26 protein-coding genes and 1 tRNA gene are annotated in these 24,503 nt (G+C 59.8%); 11 read left to right on the top strand and 16 right to left on the bottom strand.

All coding sequences use genetic code 11. From position 1 onward, the window contains the following. Positions 1 to 27: 27 nt before the first annotated feature. The 3 genes from FVE67_RS04470 to leuC form a co-directional block, all read right to left on the bottom strand. Positions 28 to 101: transfer RNA gene (locus FVE67_RS04470), tRNA-Arg, on the bottom strand. Between the two features lie 40 nt (positions 102 to 141). Beyond that, the gene (gene leuD / locus FVE67_RS04465) at positions 142 to 657 is read right to left on the bottom strand and encodes a 3-isopropylmalate dehydratase small subunit (protein WP_168719441.1); all 516 of its coding nucleotides are present in this window, start codon (positions 655 to 657) and stop codon (positions 142 to 144) included. A 1-nt stretch (position 658) separates the two neighbouring features. After that, entirely contained in the window at positions 659 to 1,945 is a 1,287-nt protein-coding gene (gene leuC, locus FVE67_RS04460; RefSeq protein WP_210534658.1) for a 3-isopropylmalate dehydratase large subunit, read from the bottom strand. Between the two features lie 61 nt (positions 1,946 to 2,006). On the opposite strand from leuC, the gene FVE67_RS04455 reads away from it, so the two are divergent. Beyond that, positions 2,007 to 2,648, top strand: coding sequence for a DUF434 domain-containing protein (locus FVE67_RS04455; RefSeq protein WP_168719440.1), 642 nt, complete (start codon positions 2,007 to 2,009; stop codon positions 2,646 to 2,648). Here FVE67_RS04455 and sbtM read toward each other — a convergent pair. Together sbtM and sbtA are read right to left on the bottom strand one after the other, a co-directional pair. After that, on the bottom strand, positions 2,645 to 3,928 hold the full coding sequence (gene sbtM / locus FVE67_RS04450; protein WP_168719439.1) for a thio(seleno)oxazole modification radical SAM maturase SbtM: 1,284 nt from the start codon (positions 3,926 to 3,928) through the stop codon (positions 2,645 to 2,647). The two genes, FVE67_RS04455 and sbtM, sit on opposite strands and share 4 nt — an antisense overlap. 30 nt (positions 3,929 to 3,958) lie before the next feature. Beyond that, positions 3,959 to 4,210 (bottom strand): SbtA family thio(seleno)oxazole RiPP natural product precursor, encoded by a 252-nt coding sequence (sbtA, locus tag FVE67_RS09260; protein WP_210534657.1) that lies wholly within the window; start codon positions 4,208 to 4,210, stop codon positions 3,959 to 3,961. A 193-nt stretch (positions 4,211 to 4,403) separates the two neighbouring features. Between sbtA and FVE67_RS04440 the strand changes: the two genes are divergently transcribed. From FVE67_RS04440 to panB, 5 genes are read left to right on the top strand one after another with little or no spacing between them, the layout of a single operon-like run. Continuing rightward, entirely contained in the window at positions 4,404 to 5,159 is a 756-nt protein-coding gene (locus FVE67_RS04440; protein WP_168720332.1) for a YebC/PmpR family DNA-binding transcriptional regulator, read from the top strand. A gap of 1 nt (position 5,160) precedes the next feature. Next, positions 5,161 to 5,655: a crossover junction endodeoxyribonuclease RuvC gene (gene ruvC / locus FVE67_RS04435; protein WP_168719437.1), complete on the top strand. Its 495-nt coding sequence runs from the start codon at positions 5,161 to 5,163 to the stop codon at positions 5,653 to 5,655. After that, positions 5,628 to 6,200 (top strand): Holliday junction branch migration protein RuvA, encoded by a 573-nt coding sequence (gene ruvA / locus FVE67_RS04430; protein ID WP_168719436.1) that lies wholly within the window; start codon positions 5,628 to 5,630, stop codon positions 6,198 to 6,200. Before ruvC ends, ruvA begins: the two co-directional genes overlap by 28 nt. Before the next feature lie 23 nt (positions 6,201 to 6,223). Then, positions 6,224 to 7,180 (top strand): Holliday junction branch migration DNA helicase RuvB, encoded by a 957-nt coding sequence (gene ruvB, locus FVE67_RS04425; RefSeq protein ID WP_168719435.1) that lies wholly within the window; start codon positions 6,224 to 6,226, stop codon positions 7,178 to 7,180. Positions 7,181 to 7,182: 2 nt separating this feature from the next. Beyond that, positions 7,183 to 8,016, top strand: a complete 834-nt coding sequence (gene panB / locus FVE67_RS04420; RefSeq protein WP_168719434.1) for a 3-methyl-2-oxobutanoate hydroxymethyltransferase — start codon at positions 7,183 to 7,185, stop codon at positions 8,014 to 8,016. On the opposite strand, the gene FVE67_RS04415 is transcribed toward panB, so the two are convergent. The 6 genes from FVE67_RS04415 to FVE67_RS09465 all read right to left on the bottom strand — a co-directional run bounded on the left by FVE67_RS04415 (position 8,013) and on the right by FVE67_RS09465 (position 12,862). Then, entirely contained in the window at positions 8,013 to 8,801 is a 789-nt protein-coding gene (locus FVE67_RS04415) for a chordopoxvirus fusion protein (protein ID WP_168719433.1), read from the bottom strand. The two genes, panB and FVE67_RS04415, sit on opposite strands and share 4 nt — an antisense overlap. Before the next feature lie 103 nt (positions 8,802 to 8,904). Next, positions 8,905 to 9,372: an FKBP-type peptidyl-prolyl cis-trans isomerase gene (locus FVE67_RS04410; protein ID WP_168719432.1), complete on the bottom strand. Its 468-nt coding sequence runs from the start codon at positions 9,370 to 9,372 to the stop codon at positions 8,905 to 8,907. A gap of 87 nt (positions 9,373 to 9,459) precedes the next feature. Further along, on the bottom strand, positions 9,460 to 10,374 hold the full coding sequence (gene lpxC / locus FVE67_RS04405; protein ID WP_168719431.1) for a UDP-3-O-acyl-N-acetylglucosamine deacetylase: 915 nt from the start codon (positions 10,372 to 10,374) through the stop codon (positions 9,460 to 9,462). A 165-nt stretch (positions 10,375 to 10,539) separates the two neighbouring features. Further along, the gene (era, locus tag FVE67_RS04400; protein WP_168719430.1) at positions 10,540 to 11,451 is read right to left on the bottom strand and encodes a GTPase Era; all 912 of its coding nucleotides are present in this window, start codon (positions 11,449 to 11,451) and stop codon (positions 10,540 to 10,542) included. Further along, positions 11,448 to 12,152: a ribonuclease III gene (rnc, locus tag FVE67_RS04395; RefSeq protein ID WP_168719429.1), complete on the bottom strand. Its 705-nt coding sequence runs from the start codon at positions 12,150 to 12,152 to the stop codon at positions 11,448 to 11,450. Before rnc ends, era begins: the two co-directional genes overlap by 4 nt. Next, a complete protein-coding gene (locus FVE67_RS09465) occupies positions 12,149 to 12,862 on the bottom strand; it encodes a septal ring lytic transglycosylase RlpA family protein (protein WP_281347184.1) in 714 nt (237 codons plus the stop codon). The genes rnc and FVE67_RS09465 overlap by 4 nt, the downstream gene beginning before the upstream one ends. 239 nt (positions 12,863 to 13,101) lie before the next feature. On the opposite strand from FVE67_RS09465, the gene FVE67_RS04385 reads away from it, so the two are divergent. Genes FVE67_RS04385 through FVE67_RS04365 form a run of 5 tightly spaced genes read left to right on the top strand, consistent with a single transcriptional unit; the run spans position 13,102 to position 19,064 of the window. After that, positions 13,102 to 14,253, top strand: a complete 1,152-nt coding sequence (locus tag FVE67_RS04385) for a DUF4956 domain-containing protein (protein ID WP_168719427.1) — start codon at positions 13,102 to 13,104, stop codon at positions 14,251 to 14,253. Beyond that, positions 14,253 to 14,888 (top strand): 5-formyltetrahydrofolate cyclo-ligase, encoded by a 636-nt coding sequence (locus tag FVE67_RS04380; protein WP_168719426.1) that lies wholly within the window; start codon positions 14,253 to 14,255, stop codon positions 14,886 to 14,888. The genes FVE67_RS04385 and FVE67_RS04380 overlap by 1 nt, the downstream gene beginning before the upstream one ends. Positions 14,889 to 14,933: 45 nt before the next feature. Next, positions 14,934 to 17,480 (top strand): PAS domain S-box protein, encoded by a 2,547-nt coding sequence (locus tag FVE67_RS04375; RefSeq protein WP_168719425.1) that lies wholly within the window; start codon positions 14,934 to 14,936, stop codon positions 17,478 to 17,480. Beyond that, positions 17,477 to 18,247, top strand: a complete 771-nt coding sequence (locus FVE67_RS04370) for a ParA family protein (protein WP_168719424.1) — start codon at positions 17,477 to 17,479, stop codon at positions 18,245 to 18,247. The genes FVE67_RS04375 and FVE67_RS04370 overlap by 4 nt, the downstream gene beginning before the upstream one ends. Next, positions 18,219 to 19,064, top strand: a complete 846-nt coding sequence (locus FVE67_RS04365; protein ID WP_168719423.1) for a ParB/RepB/Spo0J family partition protein — start codon at positions 18,219 to 18,221, stop codon at positions 19,062 to 19,064. Before FVE67_RS04370 ends, FVE67_RS04365 begins: the two co-directional genes overlap by 29 nt. Here FVE67_RS04365 and FVE67_RS04360 read toward each other — a convergent pair. The 5 genes from FVE67_RS04360 to groES form a co-directional block, all read right to left on the bottom strand. Then, positions 19,041 to 20,438: a flagellar assembly protein A gene (locus tag FVE67_RS04360; protein ID WP_168719422.1), complete on the bottom strand. Its 1,398-nt coding sequence runs from the start codon at positions 20,436 to 20,438 to the stop codon at positions 19,041 to 19,043. The two genes, FVE67_RS04365 and FVE67_RS04360, sit on opposite strands and share 24 nt — an antisense overlap. Continuing rightward, on the bottom strand, positions 20,439 to 21,038 hold the full coding sequence (gene plsY / locus FVE67_RS04355; protein WP_168719421.1) for a glycerol-3-phosphate 1-O-acyltransferase PlsY: 600 nt from the start codon (positions 21,036 to 21,038) through the stop codon (positions 20,439 to 20,441). A gap of 32 nt (positions 21,039 to 21,070) precedes the next feature. Beyond that, a complete protein-coding gene (locus tag FVE67_RS04350) occupies positions 21,071 to 22,435 on the bottom strand; it encodes a beta-barrel assembly-enhancing protease (protein WP_168719420.1) in 1,365 nt (454 codons plus the stop codon). A gap of 85 nt (positions 22,436 to 22,520) precedes the next feature. Next, positions 22,521 to 24,146 carry a chaperonin GroEL gene (gene groL, locus FVE67_RS04345; RefSeq protein ID WP_168719419.1) on the bottom strand — a complete coding sequence of 542 codons (1,626 nt, stop codon included), beginning with the start codon at positions 24,144 to 24,146 and terminating at the stop codon, positions 22,521 to 22,523. Between the two features lie 31 nt (positions 24,147 to 24,177). Continuing rightward, positions 24,178 to 24,468 (bottom strand): co-chaperone GroES, encoded by a 291-nt coding sequence (groES, locus tag FVE67_RS04340; protein WP_168719418.1) that lies wholly within the window; start codon positions 24,466 to 24,468, stop codon positions 24,178 to 24,180. Between the last annotated feature and the right edge of the window lie 35 nt (positions 24,469 to 24,503).

The raw sequence follows: 24,503 nt of genomic DNA, 5'->3' as shown, positions 1-24,503 counted from the left end.
CAGAAGAAAAAGAAAGGGAAAAAGTAGAGGGCGCGGGGAGATTCGAACTCCCGACCTCTGGCTCCGGAGGCCAACGCTCTATCCAACTGAGCTACGCGCCCTTCCTTTCAAATTCAAATTTTAAAGGCCCCGGCTCCCCTGTCAACTGTCGTCTTCCAGCCGGGCGCTGCGGTACTTACAGATAAGGTGCGGGATAAGCCCTCCGTCCCGCAAGAGTTCGCGCATGAAAGGGGGAAGAGGCTTTATGCGATAGACCTTGCCTTGGGTGAGGTTGCGGATCTCTCCGGCCTCCAGGTCCACCTCCACCTCGTCTCCCTCCTGGATCTCCCGGCTGGCCTCTGGGGCCTCCACGATGGGAAGTCCGGTGTTGAAGGCGTTGCGGTAAAAAATGCGGGCGAAGCTTTCGGCAATTACGCAGGAGATCCCCGCGGCCTTTATGGCCACCGGGGCGTGCTCTCGGGAGGAGCCGCAGCCGAAGTTACGTCCGGCCACGATGATGTCCCCGGGGCGGACCTTTTTGACGAATTCGGGATCCGCATCCTCCATACAGTGCCGAGCCAGCTCTTGAGGATCGGTAGTGTTGAGATAACGGGCGGGAATGATTACGTCGGTGTCGATATTGTCTCCAAATTTGAATACTCTTCCCCGGAAACGCATCTCAGTCCTCCTCTCTGAGTCCCAGCTCTTCGGGACTTCCGATCCTTCCCAAGACCGCCGAGGCTGCGGCCACAGCCGGCCCGGCGAGATAGACCTCGCTTTCGGGATGCCCCATACGCCCCACAAAATTGCGGTTGGTGGTGGCCACGGCCCGTTCCCCTTTGGCCAGGATCCCCATGTGTCCTCCGAGACAGGGGCCGCAGGTGGGGGGAGAAACGATGGCCCCGGCCTCCAGGAAGACCCGGAGATAGCCCCGCCGTAGGGCCTCTCGATAGATCCGCGGAGTGGCGGGGATGATGATGGTGCGCACGTTGGGGTTCACTTTGCGCCCCTTGAGGATCTTGGCCGCCACCGCCAGGTCCTCCAATCTCCCGTTGGTGCAGGAGCCGATGACCACCTGGTCAATGGGGATCTCCGGGATCTCCGTCACCGGGCGCACATTGGAGGGCAGATGGGGAAAGGCCACCTGAAGATCGATCCGGGAACAATCGTATTCCCGCACCTCCCGGTAGGGGGCCCGGCGGTCACTTCGGAAGACCCGAGGGGACCGTGAGCTATGTCTTCGGACATAGGAGAGGGTCTTGCGGTCCGGCTCGATTAGGCCCACCTTGCCTCCGGCCTCGATGGCCATGTTGGCCATGGTAAAGCGTTCGGCCATGGAAAGCCGGCGGATAACTTCTCCGGAAAACTCCATGGCCATGTAGAGGGCCCCGTCCACCCCGATGTCTCCTATGGTGTAAAGGATGAGGTCCTTGCCCGAGACCCAGGGCTTGAGGCGGCCCCGATAGACAAATTTGATGGTCTCTGGGACCTTGAACCAGGTCCGCCCGGTGATCCAGGTGGCTGCAAGGTCGGTGGAGCCCACCCCGGTGGCAAAGGCCCCCAAGGCCCCATAAGTACAGGTGTGACTGTCGGCCCCGATGACGATGTCTCCCGGGACCACCAGGCCCAGTTCGGGAAGCAGGGCGTGTTCGATGCCACAGGCCCCCCCTTCATAATAGTGTTGAATACCGAAACGGCGGGCGAACTCCCGGCAGATCCGCACCTGCTCCGCGCTTTTGATGTCCTTGTTGGGGGTGAAATGGTCCATCACCAAGACGATGCGTTGCGGATCAAAGACCCGGTTGATACGGGTTTCTTCAAAGATCTTGATGGCCAGGGGCGCGGTGATGTCATTGGCCAGAGTGAGGTCTACCGGGACCTCTACCAGTTCCCCGGGCTCCACCGCCGGAAGCCCCGCCCGGTCGGCCAGGATCTTTTCGGCCATGGTCATGGGCCGTTTGGACATGTAACCCTCCTCTTTACCGGGATGGCTTCTATACATAACCTTGAATCTGGGGAGAAACAAGGTGGAGACTTTTCGGAAGGCCGCCCGGGATCTGGCCTGGCTCTTGGACCGGGGCTATCCGGAAAGGGCCTCCCTTAAGCTGGTAGGCGACCGCTACGGGCTTTCGTCCCGGCAAAGGGCCCTCCTCCTGCGGGCGGTGGTCCCGGAGCCCCGGGCCTCCTTTCGTCGGAAAAAGAAGGTCCCGGCCCGGGCCCTACGGGGCCGAAAGGTGACCGTGGACGGCTACAACGTCCTGGCTACCCTGGTCCACGGCCTGGAGGGGCGGACCCTGGTGCTCGCTCGAGATGGCTTTGTGCGGGATGCCGAGGGGGCCGGCCGCAGGCTGCGTCTGGCCCCTCGGCTTCCGGAGGCCCTGGAACTTCTGCGGGAATTTTTCCGCCGCTACCCTCCCGCTTATCTGGGCCTTTATCTCGACGCCCCCGTCTCGGGCTCCGGAGAGTTGGCCGCCCATCTCCGGAAGACCCTTTTGCAGGCCCTGGCGCTTCCCGGAGAAGTCCTGGCCCTTCCCGAGGCCGAGCGTCGGGTGCTTTCCGGAGAGGTGGTCTGTACCGCCGACGGGGCTTTGTTGGATGAGGCCCCGGCAGTCTTTGATCTGGCCGGACATCTCCTCCGTGGCCGAGCCCGTCTCCTCCGACCCTTCTAATCCACCGGCCCGGGGCAGAAGGGGTCCCGGTCCTCAAAGGGATTGAGTCCGGAGGTGGCTATGACCGCCAGACACCCCCGGCAGACTCCATAAAGGCGACAGGGCCGGCAGGCCCGGGGGCCCTCCCGATAACACTGGGCGGCCTCGGAATGATAGATTTGGTAAAGGCCCTCCCGGTAAAGATTTCCTAGGGGCGAGGGAAACTTGCGGCAGGCATGGACCTCTCCGTCTGGAAGGAGGGCCAGAAAATTAAAGGCGGCCCCGCAGCCAAAGCCGGTGCAACCCCCGCAAACTTCCGCCCCCCGAAGATAAAGCAGGCGGTTAAAGAGGTTGTCCTTTAGATGGAGATGCCGGAGGCGGCCGGAGGCCTCAAGGTAGTCTTCGAGAAACCTCTCGAAGGCCTTCCTTTCTGCCGGAAGGAGACTCTGGCCCCGGCCGGAAAGGGCCAAACGGTTGAAACTGAAGGTTTCGGCAAGCCCGGAAAGCCTTTCGGCCAGAGGCAACACCTCGGAAAGATTCCGGGCATGGAGGGTGAGCATCACCGAAGAGGATACCCCGTGGGCTTTGAGGGTTTTGAGAAAGGCCAGGGTGCGCTCGAAGTGTCCCGGTCCCCGGAGATAATCATTGGTCTCCGAAAGGCCCTCTAGGCTTACCTGGTAGAAGGCCGGAGGTTCGAGGGCCAGGAGCCTTTCGAGCTCGGCCTCGGGGACGGGATTTCCCAGGATGGCCAGGGTGAAGCCCCTTGCGGCGGCCTCCTTATAGACCTCCCAGAAGTGGGGATAGAGAAAGGGATTCCCTCCGGAAAAGGAGATCTGTCCGAAAACGCGCATCCTTTCACAGAAAAGTTCCAGTTCCTCCAGGACCCGCCGGGCCTCGCTGAGGGTGGGTTCCCGGCGGGGGCTACGGTCGTAACAGTGCCGACAGGAAAGATCGCAGCGCTGGGTGAGATGCCACTGAAGGGTGAAGACCTCGGCCCGCCGGAATTCTTCTTTGGGAAACCAGGCCCCTTCAAAACCCTTTTGGCGCACCAAGGCCGAAGGCTCTTTTTCGAGGAGACCCTCCTGCCAGGCGGCAAGGAGGGCCTTTTTGAGAAGGGCCAGGGGGAGCCCCTCTTCTGCGGCTACCTCCCTTAACGGACGACCTTCGGCGACCAGTTTGAGGGCCGCAAGCTCGTAGGCTCGGGCCGGCCTTTCCTCAAACCGGCCCGCGGAATCTCGGAAAGAAAGAAAATAACGCTCTCCTTCTTTCCGGAGAGAGACTCCGGAGGCTAGACGAAACATGGATGCCCCGCACCGGGGCTGGGCTTAGCCTCAGCCGCTTTTGCCCTGAGGTTTTTCGGCCCGGGGGACCTCCGTGGCGTTTTCCGTGGCATTCTCCGTGGCGTTTTTCGTAGCGTTCTCCGCGGGTTGAGTTTCCATGAGGGCGGGCCCGCCGCCCTTTTTAGAACCTCAACCGCTTCAGCCACTCTGGGCCAGCACCGGGGCCGCCGCCAACCCCCCTCCGGCTAAAAGGGCCGAAAGACTAAGGCCCGCAAGCAACTTCCGAAGCTCTTTTTCCTTCATTTTCCCCTCCACGGGTCTATTAACTAATTTCTAGCATGCCAAATTTCAAAAAACAAGGAATTTTTTATTTAACTTTCCGATGATTTTTATTGGCAAAGGTTTCCGGAAAGGGCCAGGAGGTTCTTTGCGTAGAATTGAAAGAGAAGGGAGAAGGGTTATAATGGGCCGGAAACGGAAGGAGGTGAATTTTTTTATGGCCGGACATTCCCACTGGGCCCAGATCAAACGCAAAAAGGCCGCCCAGGACGCCAAGCGGGGTCGCCTTTTTACCAAAATCGTCCGGGAGATCATGGTGGCCGCCCGGTTGGGAGGGGGAGATCCGGAGGGTAATCCCCGTTTGCGGGCGGCCATAGCCGCGGCCAAGGCGGTGAATATGCCCAAAGAAAATATCGAGCGGGCCATCCGTAAGGGACTGGGCCTGGAAGAGGGAACCCAGTATGAAGAGGCCGTCTTCGAAGGTTACGGGCCGGGGGGGGTGGCGGTCTATATCGAAAGCCTGACCGACAATCGTCGGCGCACGGTGGCCGAACTCCGGCACATCTTCAGTAAGTGCGGAGGGAATCTGGCGGAGCCCGGGGCGGTCTCCTGGATCTTTGAAAAAAGGGGGCTCATCGTCATTCCCCGTGACGGTCTTTCCGAGGATCAGGTGCTGGAGGTGGCCCTGGAGGCCGGGGCCGAAGATGTGCGCAGTTATGAGGGAGAGTTCGAGATTATTACCGCTCCGGAGGACTTTGAGGAGGTCAAACGCCAGCTCGAGGAGGCCGGACTCCGGCCTGCCTCGGCCCAGGTGACTCTGGTCCCCAAGACCACGGTGCGCCTGGAGGACGAAAAGACCGCCCAGCAGATGCTCCGTCTCATGGAGATGCTAGAGGATCACGACGACGTACAGAAGGTTTATGCGAATTTTGATATCCCCGAGGAGCTGATGGAAAGGCTCTCCGGGGGTTAAGGTGCGCATTCTGGGTATAGATCCTGGCTGCCGGGCCACGGGCTACGGTCTAATCGAGGCCCAAAGTCGTTCTCCGCGGGCCCTGGCCTGGGGGGTTATCCGTCCCCGGGCCGGCGATCCCCTTCCCGAGCGTCTGGCCTTCCTCTTCCAGAAACTCGAGGACCTTATTCTCACCCTGGCTCCCCAGGTCCTGGCCCTGGAAGAGGTCATCCCGGAGCGCTTTCCCCGGGCGGCCCTCTCCCTGGGACAGGCCCAGGGGGTGGTCCTGGTCCTGGCCGCCCGCCATGGTCTTCCGGTGCGCACCTATCATCCTTCGGCGGTCAAGCTGGCCCTTACCGGAAACGGACGGGCCCGAAAGGAGGAAGTGGCCTTTATGGTTCGGGCCACACTGGGGCTTGCGGAAAGCCTTCCCCGGGACGCCAGCGACGCCTTGGCCCTGGCCCTGACCCATCTGTACGGAGAGACGAGGTGCTGGCCGAGATCCGCGGGCGTCTGAAACACAAGATCCCGGGAAAGGTCTGGATAGAGGCCGGCCCCTTTACTTTGGAGGTCTCGGTGCCTTTCACCCTGGTGGAGGAGTTGCCCCCGGTGGGAGAGGAGGTGCGGCTTCCGGTCTGCCTGTGGGTGCAGGAGGGGGTTCCGGAACTTTACGGTTTTCCCGACCAGGCCTCCCGGGAGACCTTTCTCCTCCTGGCCTCCCTTTCTGGAGTGGGGCCTCGCCTGGCCCTGAACATCCTGGCCTTTTTTCGTCCGGAGGCCCTGGAGGAGGCCGTGGCTGCGGAAGACCTGGAGGCCCTCTCCCGGGTTCCGGGAATCGGACCGCGCCGGGCGGAGCGTCTTTGCGTGGAGTTGCGAGGCAAACTGGGGCTCAAGCGCCGGCCCCGGGCCGAGGTCCCTCATTTCCGTGAGGCCCTGGAGGCCCTCAAAAATCTGGGCTTTCCGGCCACGGAGGCTGAAGAGGTCCTTCACCGGGTCTACACCGGCCAGGAGGATCTACAGGAACTCCTGCGCAAGGCCCTGCGGGAATTCTCTCCCCCTTAAGGGCGTGCTAAGATAAGGCAGGGATGGACCCCCTTCGCCCGAGGACCCTTGCCGAATATGTAGGTCAAGAAGACCTGAAGAGGGAGCTTGAGGTCTATCTTTCGGCGGCCCGGTCCCGGGGGGAGGCCTTAGACCACATGCTCCTTACCGGTTACCCCGGCCTGGGCAAGACCACCCTGGCCCAGGTAGTGGCCCACGAACTGGGAGTGAATTTCCGGATTACCTCCGGGGCGGCCCTGGAGCGTCCGGGAGATCTGGCGGCCATCCTTACCACCCTGGAGGAGAGGGACGTCCTTTTTATCGACGAGATCCATCGCCTGCCCAAGGCCTGCGAGGAGGTCCTCTATCCGGCCATGGAGGACTTTGCCTTGGATCTGGTGGTGGGGAAGGGGCCCGGAGCCCGGGCCGTGCGCCTTAAGCTGCCCCGGTTCACTCTCATCGGGGCCACTACCCGTCCGGGTCTTCTTTCGGCCCCTCTGCGGGACCGTTTCGGGATAGTCTTTAAGTTGGATTTTTACGATCAGGAAGCCCTGGCCCGCATCCTTCTGCGCTCGGCGGCCCTTTTGGGGATCAGGCTTTCGGAAGAGGCGGCCCGGGTCATTGCGTCCCGCTCCCGGGGCACTCCGCGCATTGCCAACCGCCTTCTGCGCCGGGTGCGCGACTACGCCGAGGTGAAAGCGGCCCCGGAGATCACCCCGGAGATCGCCCAAGAGGCTTTGGATCTCATGGATCTGGACCCTTTGGGTCTTTCTCCCCTGGATCGACGCATCCTGGAGACCATTCTCGAAAAGTTCGACGGCGGCCCGGTAGGGCTTTCCACTCTGGCCACGGCCCTCTGTGAGGACCCTCAGACCCTGGAGGACATCTACGAACCCTATCTCATCCGCTGCGGTCTCCTGCGGCGCACCCGCAAGGGCCGGGTCCTCACCGAAAGGGCCTACGCCTACTTGAAGGCCCCCCGGGAGGGGGTATTGTTCTAGCCATGGGACGCCTGAGCGTACCGGAGATTCAGGCCCGCAAAGGGCGGGAGCCCATCGTGGCCCTTACGGCCTACGACGTGGTCTCCGCCCGCCTGGCCGAAGAAGCCGGGGTGGACCTTCTCCTAATAGGGGATTCCGCGGCCATGGTGGTCCTGGGCCACGAGGACACCCTGCCCATCACCATGGAAGAGATGCTTACTTTTTCCCGCGCGGTAGCCCGGGGTTCGGAACGGGCCCTTCTGGTGGGAGACCTGCCCTTTCTTTCCTATCAGACGGGGCCGGTGGAGGCCATCCGCAACGCCGGGCGTTTCCTCAAGGAGGGGGGCTGCCAGGCGGTAAAGATGGAGGGAGGCCAGGAGGTGGCGGAGATTGTGGCTGCGGTGGTCCGGGCGGGTATCCCGGTTTTGGGGCACATTGGCCTTACCCCGCAGAGGGCCTCGGCCCTCGGAGGTTATCGGGTCCAGGGTCGGGATCTTGAGGGGGCGCGCAAACTCCTGGCCGATGCCGAGGCCCTGGTGGAGGCCGGGGTCTTTGCCCTCCTTCTGGAATGTGTGCCCGCGGAGCTTTCCCGGATCATTACCCAGCGGGTCCCGGTGCCCACCATCGGCATCGGGGCCGGCCCTCACTGTGACGGCCAGATCCTCGTCTTTCACGATGTAGTGGGTCTCTGGCCCCGTTTCCGGCCCAAGTTTGTGCGCTCCTATGCGGAACTGGCTCCGGAGATCGTGCGGGCCTTAAGGAATTATGCCCAAGATGTCCGGGCCGGGAATTTCCCCGGTCCAGAAGAGAGTTTTTCCCTCTCCGAAGAGGTGCTTAAGGCCCTTACCGAAGGCTAGAAAGGGGCCTCTTCGGGACCCTCAAAGTCGTAGGAATAGTAGAGGACCACCCCCCGATCCCGGGCATAGGCTTCCACCGAGGGCTCAGAGATCATGTGGGTGACCAGGACCAGGAAGCGTTCGGGAAAGACTTTTTCGAGGGGCCGCACCTTTTTGCGGAGGAAACGATCCACATCCCGTTTGGAGAGCTGGGCCTTGGCCTCTCCCAGGATGACCACCTCTTGACCGTCCCTTTGCGCCCGGCCAAAGATATTTACCTCCAGGGGGCGACCCTTATCGTCTTCCACAAAGGTGCGCAGGAGACGACCTTTCACCCGGAGGCCGTAGTCTCGGGCCAGGAGCCGGGGAAGGGCCCGATAGGCCTGGTTTTCCAGAGTATAACCCACGGTGATACTTAGCCCTCCCACCTGTTGCCGCAGGTCTCGGAGATCTCCTTTCATCTTGCCCATCTCTCCGGTGAGCCGGCGCACATCCTCCGTGAGTTGATCCACCCGGAGGGTAAGCTGGCGCACATCTTCGGTAAGCTGATCCACCCGCTGGGTGAGCTGATCCATCCGTTCGGTAAGCTGATCCACCCGCTGGGTGAGCTGATCCATCCGTTGAGTTAAGACTTTTAGGTTTTCGCCCTGCTGGCGAACGATCTCTTTGAGTTCATTGAATTCTTCCCGGGTGACCGTCTGGGCCAAGTTTTCGTAGATTTCCCCCAGGGCCCGCAGGAGTTTGAGGGCCGCCTCCTCTCCAAAGCTCTCGCGAAAATCTTCCAAATAGCGCAGAGGGTTGAACATACTTAAATCATAAAAAGCCTTTCCCTCTTAGGCAAGCAAAAGGCAAGGAGGGAAAATTCCGGGCCGGAAGACCCGGCCCGGACGAATTTCCTTTCGAAAGGACTTAAAGGTCTTCGAGGACCAGCTCTTCCCGGTCGTGGATTCCTAAGAGTTTGATCCGGAAGATTACGTTCTTTCCCGCAAGCGGCGGATTGAGATCCAGGACGATCTTCTCCGGATCCACCGCAGCCACTAGGGCCGGAAACTGCATTTCTCCCTGAGGGGTATCCACGATGAGGTTGAGCATCATCCCCGGCTGAGGCTCGGTCTCCAGCGAAAGGGCCTCGCGCGGGATCTCCCGCACCAGGTTTTCGTCCCTTTCTCCGAAGGCCTTGTCCGGAGAAAGAAGAACCTCCTTCTCTTCGCCCTCGGCCATGCCCACCACGGCCTCGGAGAGCCCGGGGATGATCTCCGGAGAGCCTACCTCAAAGTAGAAGGGTTGATCCTCCGGAGTGCTCTCGAAGATTTCCCCGTTTTCCAACATACCTACACAATGGATGCTTACTACATCTCCGATCTGGGCCCTACGCATACAAAACTCCTTTAAATGAATTTCAAGGGAGGGAAGCGCGGACTCCACCCCCCTTCCAGGCCTATTCTACCATACCGGAGGCCAGGCTCAATAGTGGGCCCGGAAAGACCTCTTTTTAGGGGCGAGGAAAAAAAAGGCCACCGGGGCCAGACCGTCGGAAAGGCGGGCCACTCCCGGAGCGCTCAAGAGGTTTTTCAGGGCTTCAATGTGCAGCCGGTGGCCGGAAAGCTCGGCCTCCACCTCTCCCCGGAAGGGAATCCCGGCGGCAAAGAGGTCCCCCACCAGATCCAGGGCCTTGTGGCGCACAAATTCATCGGGACGATGTAGGGGGCCGTTGAGAACCCGGCTCTCGTCAAGTACGAGGGCGTTGGAGAGATCTCCCCCTCGCAGGAGGCCCTTTTCCTTGCGCCGCAAGAGGTCTTCTTTAAAGCCAAAGGTCCGGGCAAAGGCCAGTTCTTTTTGATAGTTAAGGGGGTTAAGGGTCAGTTGAAGGATTTGCTCTCCGATCAAGGGATGGTCAAAGGCGATGCGGACCCGAAGGCGAAACTCCGGGGCCGGGCGAAACCGGAGACAACCCACCCCGTTTCGCACTTCAAAGGGACGCAGGACTTCCAGGTAGCGCTTAAGGGCGGGCTGGAGGCGCAGCCCCTGGCGCAAGATCTCCCGTACAAAGACCTCGGCTGAGCCATCAAAAAGAGGGATTTCCGGACCGAAGACCCTCACCACCACGTTGTCTATCCCCAGACCGTGAAGGGCCGAAAGGAGATGCTCCACCATATAGACGGAGTGGTATCCATCCGAAAGCACCGTGGCCCCTTCGGTCCCCAGCACGTGTTCCGGCCGCAGAGGGATCCGAGGAGCCCCGGAGACCCCTTCCAAGACAAAGGTCACCCCCTCTCCGGCCTCCGCAGGCTCCAGAACTATCCGCACTTTTTGTCCCGAAAAAATCCCTACCTCTTCCAGTTCTACCGGAGCGGCTAAGGTCTGCTGGAACCGCTGCATAAGATCCCCTTCAGTTTGAGTTTGGAGGATTATAATGCAAAAAGTATGCCCTCTCTAGCCCTATTTTTTCCCGTGGAGAAGGGGGATAACTCGATAAGGGATGTGAAAGTCCCTCTTTTTAAGGTTGTTACCTCTAGATCACAGTGTCACTTTTGAGGATCATCCTCAAAAGAAAGGCATTTCCAAGCGGCGCAGAAGGCGTTCTTCCTTACGCCATCCCTTGAGGACCTTCACCCAAAGATCCAGATACACCCGTTTTCCGAAAAGGAACTCCAGTTCCTCCCGGGCCAGGGTCCCGATCTTTTTGAGCATTTGCCCCCCCTTGCCGATTACGATCCCTTTCTGGGAGTCCTTTTCCACATAGATGGTCGCCTGAATATAGAGGAGGTCCTTTTCCGGGTCTTCCCGAAATTCCTCCACCACTACCGCCGTGGAATAGGGGATCTCCTGCCGGGTGAGCATAAAGAGCTTTTCCCGAATGATCTCCGCGGCCAGTACCCGTTCCGGCTGGTCGGTAACCATCTCCGGAGGATAATAGGGCGGCCCCTCCGGAAGTAAGGCCACCAACTCCTCTACCAGTTCGCTCAAGCCGTCCCGCTCCAGGGCCGAGACCGGGACGATAGCCCGAAAGGGATAAAGCCGTGAAAAGAAGTCAATCATGGGCAGAAGCTCGGCCTTTTTGACCAGATCTATCTTGTTCAGGGCCAGAACCGCGGGCTTTTCGGTCTTCTGGAGGATTTCCAGAATTTTTTCTTCCTCAGTGGGCCGGCGATCCGAGGCGTCTACCACCCAGAGGACCCCGTCTACCTCTTCGATGGCCCGCACGGCCTGTTCCACCATGAGACGATTGAAAAGTTCCCGGGCCTGATGGATCCCCGGGGTGTCCACAAAGACGATCTGATAGTCCGGGCCGGTGAGGATCCCCCGGATGTTGAAACGGGTGGTCTGAGGCTTGGGGGTGGCAATGGCCACCTTGGTCCCCAGGATCTGATTCATGAGGGTGGATTTGCCCACATTGGGAAGTCCGACAATGGCCACAAAACCCGAACGAAATTTCTTTTTGGGTGTTTCCGTCATTTCTCCTTCTCCAGGATATCTAGGGCCTTGCGGGCGGCCTCTTGGGCGGCTTCTTTCTTGGAGCGCCCCTTCCCCCGACCCAGCACCCGCTCCCCCACCCGAACTTCCACCTCGAAGATCGGGGCGTGGGAGGGCCCTTTTTCGGAGACTACCTCATAGGTGGGGGTTTCCCGAAACAGGGCCTGGGTGAGCTCTTGGAGCCGCGAGCGGTAATCCGCCTCCATCCCTCGCCGGGCCTGAGGGAGAAGCCGGGCAAAGAGCCGCCGCAGGCATTCAAAGACCTTCCCGTAGCCTCCATCAAGATAAATCGCTCCGATCACCGCCTCAAGGGCCCCGGCCAGGATAGAAGCCTTTTTCGGCCCTCCGGAGCGGGCCTCTCCTCGACTCACGAGCACAAACTCGAAAAGCCCCAGTCTTTCCGCTATCCGAGCCAGACGTTCTTCCCGAACCAGCCAAGCCCGCATGCGGGAAAGCTCTCCCTCCGAGGCCTCGGGAAACCGCTCAAAGAGGAGATGGGTTATGACCGCCGAAAGTACGGCATCTCCCAGGAATTCCAGCCGTTCATTATCCGCCCCGGGCGGAAGCTTTTTTTCTGCGGCGTAAGAGCGGTGGATGAGGGCCTGTACCAGGAGCCCCGGGTCCCGAAAACGGACCCCCAGTCGTCTTTCAAGCTCTGGGAGACGTGGATAGAGCTCCTTCACCGGGCCACCACAAAGGCTTCGGGGAACTCCCTTCGCAGACTTTCTGCCATTTTGCGGGCCTTTTCCAGGTCATAGGCCAGGAAGATCTTGACCCGGTAAAAGGGGCCCTCGGGAGAGTCGTAGGGTTCGATGAGCACGGTGCGGAAGCGCCGGGCCAGGCGCTCCCGCAGGCGCACCGCGTTGGTGTAGCTGCGAAAGGCCCCCACCTGAAGATAGAACTCGCCCTTTTTGAGGTTGGGCACCCGGGCAAAGACCGGCCCTTTGGGTCCCGGTCGGGCCGGGGCCAGCACGGTGATCCTTACGGGAACCACCCCATCTTCGACCATGTTTAAAGCCCGGGCCGCGGCATAGGAAAGATCAATAATCCGTCCCGGGACAAAGGGGCCCCGATCGTTGATGCGCACCACTACCCGCCGGCCGTTTTTGAGATTAGTCACTAGGACATAGGTCCCCAGGGGGAGGGTCTTGTGGGCCGCGGTAAAGGCATACATGTTGTAAATCTCTCCGCTTGCGGTGCGGCGGCCGTGAAAACCCGGACCATACCAGGAGGCCAGGCCTTCCTCCGTATAGCCCAGAGGGCGGGGTAAGGGATAATAGGTGCGCCCATTTGCTTTGTAGGGCTTTCCTGCTGAAGGCCCCAGGGGGACGTGCACGATCTTTACCCGGTGCTCCGGACCGCCACAGGAAAAAAGAAAGAAAAAACCACTCAAGATTAAAAGTTTCTGCCCCCAGGTCATGCTTTTCGGCCCTGAGGAATTATACTACAATTTCGGTCATGAAAAACCTTGGGTGGCCCAAAAGAGTTTTGGCGTTGCTGGAGGGGGCCTTCCTGGCCCTTCTAAGTTTGGCCTCTTTTTACTATTTTTCCTTTTGGAAAGTTTCTTCTCTTTTTCCCCGGTCCGAGGATTTTACTTTCTGGATTTTTCGGTTTTTCCATAATATTTTCTTTTTGTTGATTGTTTTGTTGGTCTATGGGATTTATTTGAGGATTTATCGGCGGAAAGGGCGGTTAAAAGTCTTTTTAGCCTACCATCTTTTTGAAATCCCCCTGAGTCTGGTGGTGGCGGCCCTGGCTGGGTTTCTTACCACTGTGGCCTTTCTGGCTTCTTTCAGGGGTCAGGGGTTGGGGCTGGCCGGGGTCCTTTTGGTCCCTATTTTTGTGCTCGCGGTTTTTCCCTTTTTCTTTCTGGGGCTTCACCTCCTGGCCCTCTATCTCCTGCGGCGGAGGTTGCCTTTCGGGTTGGGTGTGCAGGAGGCCTGGCGTCTTTGTCTGGTGAGTCTTTTGATCCTAGCTCCCTCCGTAAGAATTCTTTCGGTAGCCAACACCGCCTTAAAGAGGACCCTTTTTCTTTCTCCGGATTCTCCAAAGTTGGTTCAGGGCTCTTCCTTACCTCTCTATTCTCTAGGAAAATTTTCCTGCGGATTTTTGCCGGAGGATATTCTGCGGCGTTATACGATTCTCTCTATCCAGGGAGATCCTTCCTCGGCCTTGAGGGTCACCTGGCGCCAGTGGAAGGACCGGGGCTTTTTCTGTCTTCTTCCCGCCTTTCCGGAAGGAAAGGAGGCCCCAAAGAGGTTGAGGGTAGAGACCCAGGAGGAGATCCCCCCACTAGGGACTCGTCCGGGGCCGGTCTTTCTCTTTCCTCTGGAGCCCCCAAGGCCTCTGGATATATCTTTGGTGAAGGCACACTGGAGAGAAGGGTCTTCACCGGCCTTAATCCTTTCCCTGAGGACGGATTTGCCCCTAAGCGAAGTTCGGGTATGTTTTCGTTTCGGGGAAAACCTCAGCCTGCGCCTGGCCCAGGAAGGCCCCCCGCGGGACCTTCTCTTTCAGGCCCAATTGCTGGGGGTGAGGAACTGGAAGGGGCGAGAATACGCCTGCTACGGCCCCTTTTTCCCGGACTCCGGCCCGGGGACCTTTTCTCTGGAATTCCCCCTGGTCCAAGAAGATTTTCAGGAACTTAAGCGCCGGGGAACCCGGGATTTCGGAAAGGGGCCGGTTCCGGCGGAAATCCTCCTTGAGGTTCAACCGGATTCAGGAATCTTTCCCGGCCTGCGGCCCCTGGAAAAACATCTTTCTTTTCCTCTGAGTTTGCCCTGATGGAAGATATAGCCAGACGCAAAAAGGAGCTTCGGGAGGCGGTCTGGCGCAGGCTCACCGAGGCCGGAGTGGCTCGTTTCCCCGGGGCCTGGGGGCGTATTCCCAACTTTGTGGGGGCCGAGGAGGCCGCCCGCCGGGCCCTGGAACTCCCGGAGGTGCAAAGGGCCCGGGTGGTCTTCGTTAATCCCGATAGCCCCCAATATCCCCTGAGGGCCGAACTCCTTTCTGCAGGAAAGGTCCTAGTCATGGCCGCCCCCAAACTTTCCGGGGAAAAACCCTTTCTCCTCCTGGACCCCACAAGGATAAAACCCCATCCCTTGAGGGTGGCCACCCTCAAAGGCGCCTTCCGTTACGGGATAAGGATCGGTCCCGAGGAGGCCCCGCTGGTGGACCTTTTCGTTACGGGCTGTGTGGCCGTGAGCCCCGAAGGGGCGCGCCTGGGAAAGGGTGGGGGTTTTGCCGATCGGGAATACGCCCTGCTCCTGAAGGCCGGGCGTCTCGCTCCCGGGGCCCCGGTGCTGACCACCGTGCACGAATTCCAGATCCTTTCGGGAATCCCCCAGGAACCCCATGATCTTAGAGTGGATATCCTGGTGACCCCCGAGAGGGTCCTTCGTGTTTCACGTGAAACATAGCCGCCCCCTTCTTTAGAGGTTTATCTTCTGATAAACTGCGGAAATATGGTTTTCGGATCGGCAGATCATTCTTATTATTTGGATTATCTTCCCGAGGGGGTGATGCTCCTCGATGCGGAGGGGCGCATAATTTATGTTAATCAAGCCCTGGCCCGCCTCCTAGGGCGCTCGCGGGAAGACCTCTTGGGAAAAAAGTGCTATGAAGTGGTGCACGGCTCGGGGAAAAGACCTTCTTTCTGTGTGGATCTCTGTATGCGGGAAGAGGCTCGATCCACCAGCGCCCTTTTTTACGAGCCCCACCTCCAGTGCCTCCTTTGGGCCTACGCCGCCCCCATTAAGGACGAAAAGGGGCGCATCGTGGGTTGTTTTCACCTGGTGCGGCCTTTGGCTAGCAAAGAAGCTGGGGGTTTTGCCGCGACCCTGGTTGGAGCCTTAATGGATCTGGTCCCCGGCCCCTGCTATCTTGCGGACCAGGATTACTATATCCTTTTGGCCAATCAGGCCTTGCAAAGGATGGTGGGGGAGGAGGTCTCGGGGCGTAAATGCTACGAGGTTATCGCCGGAAGGGACTTCCCCTGTGAGGAGTGCCTGGCGGAGAGGGTCTTTCAAGAAGGAAAGGTTGAAAGTTGGGAAGTGCGTTTTCCCTTGGATGGGCGCTGGTATCTAGCCCTTTCCGGACTTTGGAGAGATCCTTTAACCGGCCGGTCCTACCGGCTGAGTCTCTTTTGGGACATCCACGAAAGGAAGGTCCTTGAAAAACGTTTGCAAGCCCTGTTTGAGGAATCTCCGGCGGCCCTGGTGGTCACCACCCCGGAAGGGGAGATTCTCATGGCCAATCGGGCTTTTCGGGCGCTCCTGAAGCTCCCGGAAAAGGCGGAGCTTTCCCGCCTTTCTGCCTGGGATTCCTGGGTGGATTCCCGAGATCGTCAGCGCTTTCTGGAGCAACTGGCTCTTAAAGGAGAGGTTTCCGGAAGAGAAGTCCGCCTAGGGGATATGGAGGGTGGAGAGCGAACTTTCATCTTGTCCTCGCGCCTTTTTTCCCTGGAAAGGGGGCAGGAGATCTGGACCCACCTTCAGGATATCACCGCCCTCAAGGAGGCCGAAAGGGCCCTCGTCGAAAGTGAGGCCCGGTTCCGGACCCTAGCCGAGAGTGCTCCCCTGGCCATCATCCTTATGGACGAAGAGGGTAAGGTCACCTATTTCAACCCTGCGGCCGAGCGCATGTTCGGTTTTCGCGAAGAAGAGGTCCTGGGGCGGGATCTTCACCTTACTCTGGCCCCACCCGAATATCACGAGCGTTATCTGCGGGCCTTTAAGCGGGTGAAAGAAAGCGGAAAGAGCCGTCTTGCGGGTCAGGCGTTCCAGTTTCAGGCTCTGCGGCGGGACGGAACCCGTTTTCCGGTAGAAATCTATTTCTCCATCCTGGAATTCGACGGAAGAAGGCTTTTCCTGGGTTTGGTCCAGGACATCACTGCGAGAAAACGCCTGGAAGAGGAAAGACTCCGGATGGAGAAGTATCGGGCCCTGGAGCTCCTTGCCGGAGGGGTGGCCCACGATCTCAACAATCTCCTGACCTCGCTTATCGGGAACCTGGAGCTTCTTGAGATGTACCTTGAAGATAAGCGGGCGCGCGAGATTCTTGAGCGGGCCGAGAAGGTGGCCTCCCAGGCCCGGCACTTGGCCCGGGACCTTTTGATCTTCTCTAAGGGGGATGTTCCGGTTCCCAAGGAGGTGGTCTTGCGGGACTTCCTCCAGGACTTTTTGAAATTCCTTCTTCACGGCCAACCGGTAAGGCTCCACCTGGAAATCCCTCCAGGACTTCCTCCAATCCGGATGGATATTTCTCACCTGACCCAATTGATCCAGAACTTGGTGTTCAACGCCCTGGAGGTCATGCCTGAAGGAGGAGATCTCTTTGTCCAGGCCGAGCCCCGGGAGGAAGAGGTGATCCTTGTTTTCCGGGACACTGGTCCGGGGATTCCTCCGGAGATCCTTCCCCGCATCTTCGAGCCCGGATTTACTACCAAACCCGCGGGTACAGGTCTGGGGCTTGCGGTGGTAAAAAGCGTGGTCGAGCGTTACGGGGGGCGAGTGGAGGTCTTCTCCAGCCCCGGTCTGGGGACCACCTTCCGCCTTTGCCTCCCCCTCGCGAAAGGCGAAGGGGGGCGACCTGCAGAGGAAAAGGAGGTCCCTTCCCGGCCTCAAAGGTTTTCGGGAAGGGCTCTGGTGATGGACGACGAGGAGTCCATCCGGGTGCTCCTTTCCGAGGCCCTCTCTTACCTGGGGCTGGAGGTAGAGACGGCCTCTGAAGGCGGAGAGGCTCTCCAAAAGTTTGAAAAGGCCCGGGCCGAGGGGAGGCCCTTTGATCTTCTCATCCTGGACCTTACCGTGCCGGGGGGAAAGGGGGCTCTGTGGGTCGCCGAAAGGCTGAGAGGAGAAAAGGATCTCCCGCCTCTCATCCTTTCTACGGGCTACAGCCTTGAAGCCGAGACCTTGGGAGACAAATTTGGACTCTTTGCGGATATCCTGCGCAAACCCTATACCCTCGCGGAGCTTTCCGCGCTCCTTAAGCGGCACCTTCCGGGCGCATGATCCTGGCTCTGGCCAACCAGAAAGGCGGGGTGGGCAAGACCACCGTGGCCGTAAATCTGGCTGCGGCTCTGGCCGAACGGGGTCGCCGGGTCCTTCTGGTGGATACCGATCCCCAGGCCAACGCCTCAAGCGGTCTGGGGATAAGGGTTTCGGCGGAAAGATCCCTCTATGCGGCCCTGGTGGGGCGGGTCCCGGTGGAAAAGCTTCTGGTAAAGACCCCCTTCGGCCTGGATCTCCTCCCTTCCTCGGTGGAGCTGGCCGGGGCGGAGGCGGAGTTTCTGGAGCTTCCGGAAAGAGAAAGGCTCCTCCAGCGCACCCTGTCCCCGCTCTTTTCCCGCTACCACTTTGTCTTGGTGGATCTTCCCCCCTCCCTGGGGATCCTTACCGTAAACGGTCTCTGTGCCTCCCAAGGGGTGATCATCCCTCTCCAGTGTGAATACTACGCCCTGGAGGGACTTTCTCTTCTGGTGCGGACCCTGCGGCGGGTGAGGGAGGGCCTCAACCGGGACCTTTTTCTTTTCGGGATCATCCTTACCATGTACGATAAGCGTAACCGCCTCTCCCGGGAGGTGGCCGAGGAGGTGCGGCGGCACTTTCGGGGGACGGTATTTGAGGAGATGATTCCGCGGACGGTTCGGCTTTCCGAGGCCCCCAGCCACGGAAAGCCCATCACGGTCTATGATCCCCGGGGGCCGGCGGCCGAGGCCTTTCGCAGACTAGCCAAGGAGGTGGAGGAACGTGCCCGCCAAGAAAAAGCGTCTGGGTAGGGGGCTGGCGGCCCTTCTACCGGAGGCCGAAGGGGAGTTGAGGGAGGTCCCGGTGGAGGCCATCTTGCCCTCGCCCTTTCAACCTCGCCGGAGATTCTCTGAAGAAGATCTACAGGAACTGGCCGAATCCATCCGGGAAAAGGGGGTGCTTCAGCCTCTCTTGGTGCGGGAGGTGGGGGCTGGAACTTACGAGCTGGTGGCCGGGGAAAGGAGGCTGCGTGCGGCCCGGATGGCCGGCCTGCGGGAAGTGCCGGTTTTGGTAAAAAACTTCTCCGACGAAGAGGCCCTGGCGGTAGCCCTGGTGGAAAACCTCCAGCGGGAAGATCTCAACCCCCTGGAAGAGGCTGAGGGCTACCGGCGCCTTATGGAGGAATTCGGTTTCTCCCAGGAGGAGGTGGCCCGAAGGGTGGGCAAGGACCGTTCTACGGTGGCCAACGCCTTAAGGCTCCTCCGTCTTCCAGAAGAAATCAAGGAAGACCTCTGGGAGGGCCGTCTTTCGGCAGGCCATGCCCGGGCCCTGCTGGCCCTAGAGACTCCGGAGTTAATGCTTGCGGCCCGCAGGGAGGTCCTGCGCCGGGGACTTTCGGTACGGGAAACCGAGCGCCTTGTGAGGCGCCTCAAAGAGGGCCCTCGACCCAGGAAAACCCCCCCGGAAGACCCGGACCTTTTAGCCCTTTCGGAAGAACTTTCCCGGCTCACCGGGGCCCGGGTGAAGGTGGAGATGGCCCGGGGAAAGCCCCGCTTGCGCCTGGACTTCCCAGGCCTGGAGGAGGCCGAAAGGTTCCTAGAGCGCCTAAGAAGCCTCTTCCTGGCTTAAAGGCCGGAACTTGACCTGCCCTTCTTCCAAATAAAATTCTCCGGGCCCTTGGAGGAGCTCCTTTACTTGGTGTTCGTGGCGGCCGATAAAGACCCGCACCCCAGGAAAGGCCCTTTCCAGGATCTTGAAGGTGTATTCCCCATAGGCCTTAAGGGCTTCTTCCTTTTCGCGGAGCCTCTCCTGGGCCTCGGCCTGGGCCCGGAGTTTTTCGCCATAGACCTTTTGAAGCTTGGCCAGAATTTTGAGCTTCTCCGGGGTGAGCTTCCCTTCCTTTTTTAATTTGAGCCCCAGGGCTACCGCCTTGCGTAATTTTTCCGTGGTCTCATCCAGAAGGGAGAGTTCTCCCCGGAGGTGTTCAATTTCTTCGTAGAGATCCGGCGGGGCCCCGATCCGAAACACGGTGGGCACAAAGGAATCGTTTCCAGCCACCTTCACCGTGGCCTCCTCTCCCACCTGGATCTCCCCGGCGGCCACCAGGCCTCGCCCTTCGACCACGGTAAGGTTTCGGCCCACCTTCACTCGGGCCTGAAGGAGGTAATCCCTTACGGTAAGATTTCCCCCTACTTTGATGGTGGCGTACTCCACACTGTGAAGGACGGCGTCTCCGGAACATTCAATATAGGCTTTCTCCCCGTGGATGAGCCCCCTGATAGTCAGGTTGCCCTGAACTACGATCCGGGCCGCATCCTCCACTCCACCTCCGATCTCCACCTCCCCTTCGGCTTCTACCCGAAAACCTCGCTTTACCCCGCCGGAGATGGTGAGTTTTTCTCCAAAGAAGCGGATGTTTCCGGACTCCCAGTCCACATCCCCTTCAAGAGTGTAGGTGGGCTCGATGCTCAGACGGCCCTGTTTTTCTACCACACAGCCGGATCTTTCGGCGATGAGGACCTGGTTTTCTTGATCCAAACGGAAACCCTCTCCCGGGATAAGGTCCACATCTTTGACCGGAGGAGGGGAGATGATCTCTCCCCAGATGTTGTGTCCGGGCTGGCCGGGACGCGGGGGGATCTTTTTGACTACCGGGGTGCCGGCCCGGACGGAAACCACCAGGTTCATCTCCCGGAAGTTGACCCGATGTTTGTCCACCTCCCTGGGGCCGTGAGAAAGATCCACCAGGAGTTCCAGCCGGGCGTCTTCTCCCGGCACCGGAGGGGTTCCTCGGGCCACAATCACCCGTCCGTCTTCTCGGACCTCGGGCCGCTCAAGGATACCGGTGATCCCGAGGTCTTCCATCTGGCGCTTGAGTTCCTCCCAGTTCTCTCCCTCCGGGATTCCCCCCTCCACCCAGACCTCCATTTCCTCCTTTGAGGTCCGCAGGAGGAAGTTTCCTACCTGGTAACCCTTTTTCTGGAGCTCCTCCCGTACGCTCACTTAGGCCCTCCGCCAGCTCTTTTCCTCGCCCCGCAGGAGGCGCTGGAGGTTGGCCCGGTGTTTGACCCAGATGAGAATAGCCATGGAGAGGGTCATCCAGAAGTAAGCGGGCTCCGGATAGAGGAATTTGACCCCCAGCGGGGCCAAAGCCGCCGCGGCCAGGGAACCCACAGAGACGTATCCGGAAAGGGCTACGGCCAGGACAAAGACCGGAAGAAGGAGGGCCAGGGCTTTGGGACAGAGCACGGCCAGTACCCCGGCGGCGCTGGCCACCCCCTTGCCTCCTCTGAAACCCAGCCAGACCGGAAAAAGATGCCCCAGAAAGGCCGCCAAACCGGTGGCCGCCACCCACCAGGGGCCCTCGGGAATCCCGGAAAGATAGGCCCGGGCCAAGGCGGTGGGAAGGAGGGCTTTTCCCAGATCCAGGGCCAGGACTAGGGCCCCCCACTTTTTCCCCAAGAGCCGGGCCACATTGGTGGCCCCCGGATTCCCCGAGCCGGCCCGCCGGGGATCTATCCCGAAGGGCCGGGCCACCACCAGGGCAAAGGGGATGGATCCCAGAAGATAGGCTCCGGCCACAAAAAGCAAACCTATGAACATTATACTTTACCTACCTAAAATATCGGAAAAAATCAAGATTTATGGGAATCCAGCGCCTTGAGCTTCCGGGCAATTTCCTCTCTCAGGGGGTCTTTTGCGGGAAGATATTTCAGGGCCTGGCGGTAGTGATACCGGGCCACCCGGAGGTCCCCTTTAAGGGCGAAGTAGCGGCCAAACTGGTAGTGGGCCCGGCCTTCATGGCCGGTTTCCGAAAGGAGGCGTCCATAGTGATAGTGAAATTCGGGAAGATCGGAAAGCTTTTCGGCTAGGGCCTCAAAGGCGGAAAGGGCCTCCTTTGGGCGGCGGAGTTCCTGATAGGTGCGGGCCAAAAGCCAGCGGGCCCGGAGATTTCCCGGATGGCGCGAGAGATAGTCCTTAAGCCAGGCCTCGGCCTCCCGGTAGCGTCCGGCCTCGAAATAGACCTGGGCCAGATCCAGGCGGAAATAATCCCGGTCTGGAAAGGCCTGGACCACTCGGGAGAGTTCGTGGAGGGCCTCGTTAAAGAAGCGGCTCCGGGCCAGGGCCAATCCCAGGCCGTAATGGAGCATGGGATCCTCGGAGAGCTTCAGGGCCTCCCGATAACGGACCACTAAAGTGCCGGGGTCGTGGGTGAGGACTTTGAGGCGTACCTGGAGTCGGCGAAGATATAGGGGGTCCCCAGAGGTTTTCTTGGGGGAGGGGTAGCGCCGCACCAGGTTTTCGAGATAGGTAATCCGTTCCGGGGGAGCAGGATGGGTGAGAAGGTAATTGGGGCCAGTTTCCGTAAGAAGCCAGCGGTGCCGGGTGATCTTCTCCAGGATGGAGAGAAAGGCCGCGGGATCGTAGCCTGCCTTCACCAGGTATTCAAAGCCCAAACGGTCGGCTTCTTCTTCGTCGGCTCGGCTGTAGGCCAGGGCCCGGGTAAGGGCCAGGGCCGAGGAGGTGACGGCCACGGCGCTTCCGGCTTTTCCTCCTCCCAGGAGGAGGCCGGCTAGGGAAAGGCCGGCGGTGGCGATCTGGAGCCGTTTTAAGGCCTCAAGCCGCCGGGCCACATGGCGTGCCTGCACGTGGGCCATTTCGTGAGCCATGACCGCGGCCAGTTCGTCTTCGCGGTCCACCTCCTCGATCAGGCCGGAGGTGAAGAAGATATACCCTCCGGGAAGAGCAAAGGCGTTAAGGGAACTGTCCTTCAGGACCAAGAAGCGGAAGGGAAAGTAGTGGGGGCCAGCCTGGCGCAGGAGCCGGTGTCCGATACGTTCTAAGTACTGGGTGATTTCCGGATCTTCAATGATCTGGGCCTGGGCCCGGATCTCCGAGAGGATCTTCTGGCCCAGCTCGGCCTCCTCTTCCGGGCTCATGAGGGCCAGGGCCGGAAGGGCCCAAAAAAATAAAAGGATCAAAAGAAGGACCCGCCGCATAAATACATTTTACCTTTACCCGGATTAAGGACCAATAAAAAAGGGCGGGCCACAGCCCGCCCTTTAGATCCCTTAGGAGATCTCCTTAGAACTCCGGAGGAGCGCCGGCTCCGGTCTTCTCCTCCTTCTTGGGCTTTTCGGCCACCATGGCCTCGGTGGTGAGAAGCAGTCCGGCAATGGAGGCCGCATTCTGGAGGGCCGTGCGGCTGACCTTCTTGGGATCGATCACTCCGGAGGCCATGAGGTCTTCGATCTCGCCCTTGGCGGCATTAAAGCCGCGGCTACCCTCCTCGGCCTTGACCTTCTCTACGATGATGGAGCCCTCAAAACCGGCGTTGGCCGCAATCTGCCGCAAGGGCTCCTCCAGGGCCCGCATGATAATGCGAACCCCCTGTTTTTCGTCATTGTCTTCAATCTCGTTCAGGAGTTTTTCCAGGGCCGGCAGGCACCGTAGGTAGGCCGTACCACCACCGGGCACGATCCCCTCCTCCACGGCGGCCCGAGTAGCGTTCAGAGCGTCCTCCACGCGGGCCTTCTTCTCCTTCATTTCGGTCTCCGTGGCCGCACCCACATAGATGACCGCCACGCCGCCCACCAGCTTGGCCAGCCGCTCCTGGAGCTTCTCCCGATCGTAGTCCGAGGTGGTCTCCTCGATCTGGGCGCGGATCTGCTTGATCCGGGCCTCAATGTCCTCCTTCTTGCCGGCCCCATCGATGATGGTGGTGTGCTCCTTGGTCACTACCACCCGCCGGGCCCGACCAAGGTCCTTGAGCTGGGCATTTTCCAGCTTGAGGCCCAGTTCCTCGGAGATCAGGGTCCCGCCCGTAAGGATGGCGATATCCTGGAGCATGGCCTTGCGCCGCTCTCCAAAGCCCGGGGCCTTTACCGCGCAACAATTGAGCACTCCCCGGAGCTTATTCACCACCAGGGTGGCCAGGGCCTCGCCCTCTACGTCCTCGGCAATTACCAGAAGGGGTTTCCCGGAACGGACCACCTGCTCCAGAACCGGGAGGAGATCCTTCATGGAGCTGATCTTTTTGTCGTGGATCAGGATGTAGGGGTCCTCGAGGACGCACTCCATCTTGTCGGGATCGGTGACGAAGTAGGGAGAGATGTAGCCGCGGTCAAACTGCATCCCTTCTACTACGTCGAGATAGGTCTCGAGGCTCTTGGACTCCTCTACGGTGATCACGCCCTCTTTGCCCACCTTGTCCATGGCGTCGGCGATGATATTCCCGATGGTCTCGTCATTGTTCGCAGAGATAGTAGCCACCTGGGCGATCTCCTGGCGATCCTTGCAGGGCTTGGCCAGCTTCTCCAGCTCCTTGACCACCACCTCTACCGCCTTATCAATGCCCCGCTTGAGGGCCATGGGGTTTACTCCCGCAGCCACCAGTTTGGACCCTTCCCGGAAGATGCACTGGGCCAGTACGGTGGCCGTGGTGGTTCCGTCACCGGCCACATCGCTGGTCTTGGAGGCCACCTCCTTGACCATCTGGGCCCCCATGTTTTCGAACTTGTCCTCCAGCTCGATCTCTTTGGCCACCGTGACCCCGTCCTTGGTAATGGTGGGGGACCCGAAGGTCTTCTCAATAATGACGTTCCGCCCCTTAGGGCCCAGGGTTACCTTTACGGCATTGGCTAGCTTGTCCACTCCAGCAAGGAGCTTCTCCCTCGCCTGTACATCATAAATAATTTCCTTGGCCGCCATAACTTCACCTCCCTTTCAGAATTTTGGGTTTTTATTCTTCAATAATGGCCAAAACGTCGTCCTCACGCATGATGAGGTATTCCTCACCCTTGATCTTGACCTCGGTGCCCGCATACTTTCCGAAAAGGATCTTGTCCCCTTCCTTGACCGCCAGGGGCTGCTTTTGACCGTTTTCCAGGATGCGCCCGTCACCTACGGCGATCACCTTTCCCATGACCGGCTTCTCTTTGGCGGTGTCTGGAATGATGATCCCCGACTCCGTCTTTTCCTCTTCTTCCAAGCGCTTGACCAAAATACGATCGTGAAGCGGTTTGATCTTCATAACAACCCCCTCCTTAAAATGGATTTGTTATTAGC

Source organism: Thermosulfurimonas marina (genome assembly GCF_012317585.1).
GTDB classification, from domain to species: domain Bacteria; phylum Desulfobacterota; class Thermodesulfobacteria; order Thermodesulfobacteriales; family Thermodesulfobacteriaceae; genus Thermosulfurimonas_A; species Thermosulfurimonas_A marina.
Note: the sequence above shows the minus strand (reverse complement) of the source record. Positions and strands in the feature narration are given on the sequence as shown.

What these genes read in the sequence shown, in the direction of transcription:
- ruvB (WP_168719435.1), top strand. Translation starts at nt 6,224, where the DNA reads ATGGACCCCCTTCGCCCGAGGACCCTTGCCGAATATGTAGGTCAAGAA.
- FVE67_RS04410 (WP_168719432.1), bottom strand. Translation starts at nt 9,372, where the DNA reads ATGCGTAGGGCCCAGATCGGAGATGTAGTAAGCATCCATTGTGTAGGT.
- FVE67_RS04375 (WP_168719425.1), top strand. Translation starts at nt 14,934, where the DNA reads ATGGTTTTCGGATCGGCAGATCATTCTTATTATTTGGATTATCTTCCC.
- sbtM (WP_168719439.1), bottom strand. Translation starts at nt 3,928, where the DNA reads ATGTTTCGTCTAGCCTCCGGAGTCTCTCTCCGGAAAGAAGGAGAGCGT.
- plsY (WP_168719421.1), bottom strand. Translation starts at nt 21,038, where the DNA reads ATGTTCATAGGTTTGCTTTTTGTGGCCGGAGCCTATCTTCTGGGATCC.
- groL (WP_168719419.1), bottom strand. Translation starts at nt 24,146, where the DNA reads ATGGCGGCCAAGGAAATTATTTATGATGTACAGGCGAGGGAGAAGCTC.
- FVE67_RS04415 (WP_168719433.1), bottom strand. Translation starts at nt 8,801, where the DNA reads ATGTTCAACCCTCTGCGCTATTTGGAAGATTTTCGCGAGAGCTTTGGA.
- FVE67_RS04380 (WP_168719426.1), top strand. Translation starts at nt 14,253, where the DNA reads ATGGAAGATATAGCCAGACGCAAAAAGGAGCTTCGGGAGGCGGTCTGG.
- era (WP_168719430.1), bottom strand. Translation starts at nt 11,451, where the DNA reads ATGACGGAAACACCCAAAAAGAAATTTCGTTCGGGTTTTGTGGCCATT.
- FVE67_RS04350 (WP_168719420.1), bottom strand. Translation starts at nt 22,435, where the DNA reads ATGCGGCGGGTCCTTCTTTTGATCCTTTTATTTTTTTGGGCCCTTCCG.
- FVE67_RS04370 (WP_168719424.1), top strand. Translation starts at nt 17,477, where the DNA reads ATGATCCTGGCTCTGGCCAACCAGAAAGGCGGGGTGGGCAAGACCACC.
- FVE67_RS04440 (WP_168720332.1), top strand. Translation starts at nt 4,404, where the DNA reads ATGGCCGGACATTCCCACTGGGCCCAGATCAAACGCAAAAAGGCCGCC.
- groES (WP_168719418.1), bottom strand. Translation starts at nt 24,468, where the DNA reads ATGAAGATCAAACCGCTTCACGATCGTATTTTGGTCAAGCGCTTGGAA.
- leuC (WP_210534658.1), bottom strand. Translation starts at nt 1,945, where the DNA reads ATGTCCAAACGGCCCATGACCATGGCCGAAAAGATCCTGGCCGACCGG.
- lpxC (WP_168719431.1), bottom strand. Translation starts at nt 10,374, where the DNA reads ATGCAGCGGTTCCAGCAGACCTTAGCCGCTCCGGTAGAACTGGAAGAG.
- panB (WP_168719434.1), top strand. Translation starts at nt 7,183, where the DNA reads ATGGGACGCCTGAGCGTACCGGAGATTCAGGCCCGCAAAGGGCGGGAG.
- leuD (WP_168719441.1), bottom strand. Translation starts at nt 657, where the DNA reads ATGCGTTTCCGGGGAAGAGTATTCAAATTTGGAGACAATATCGACACC.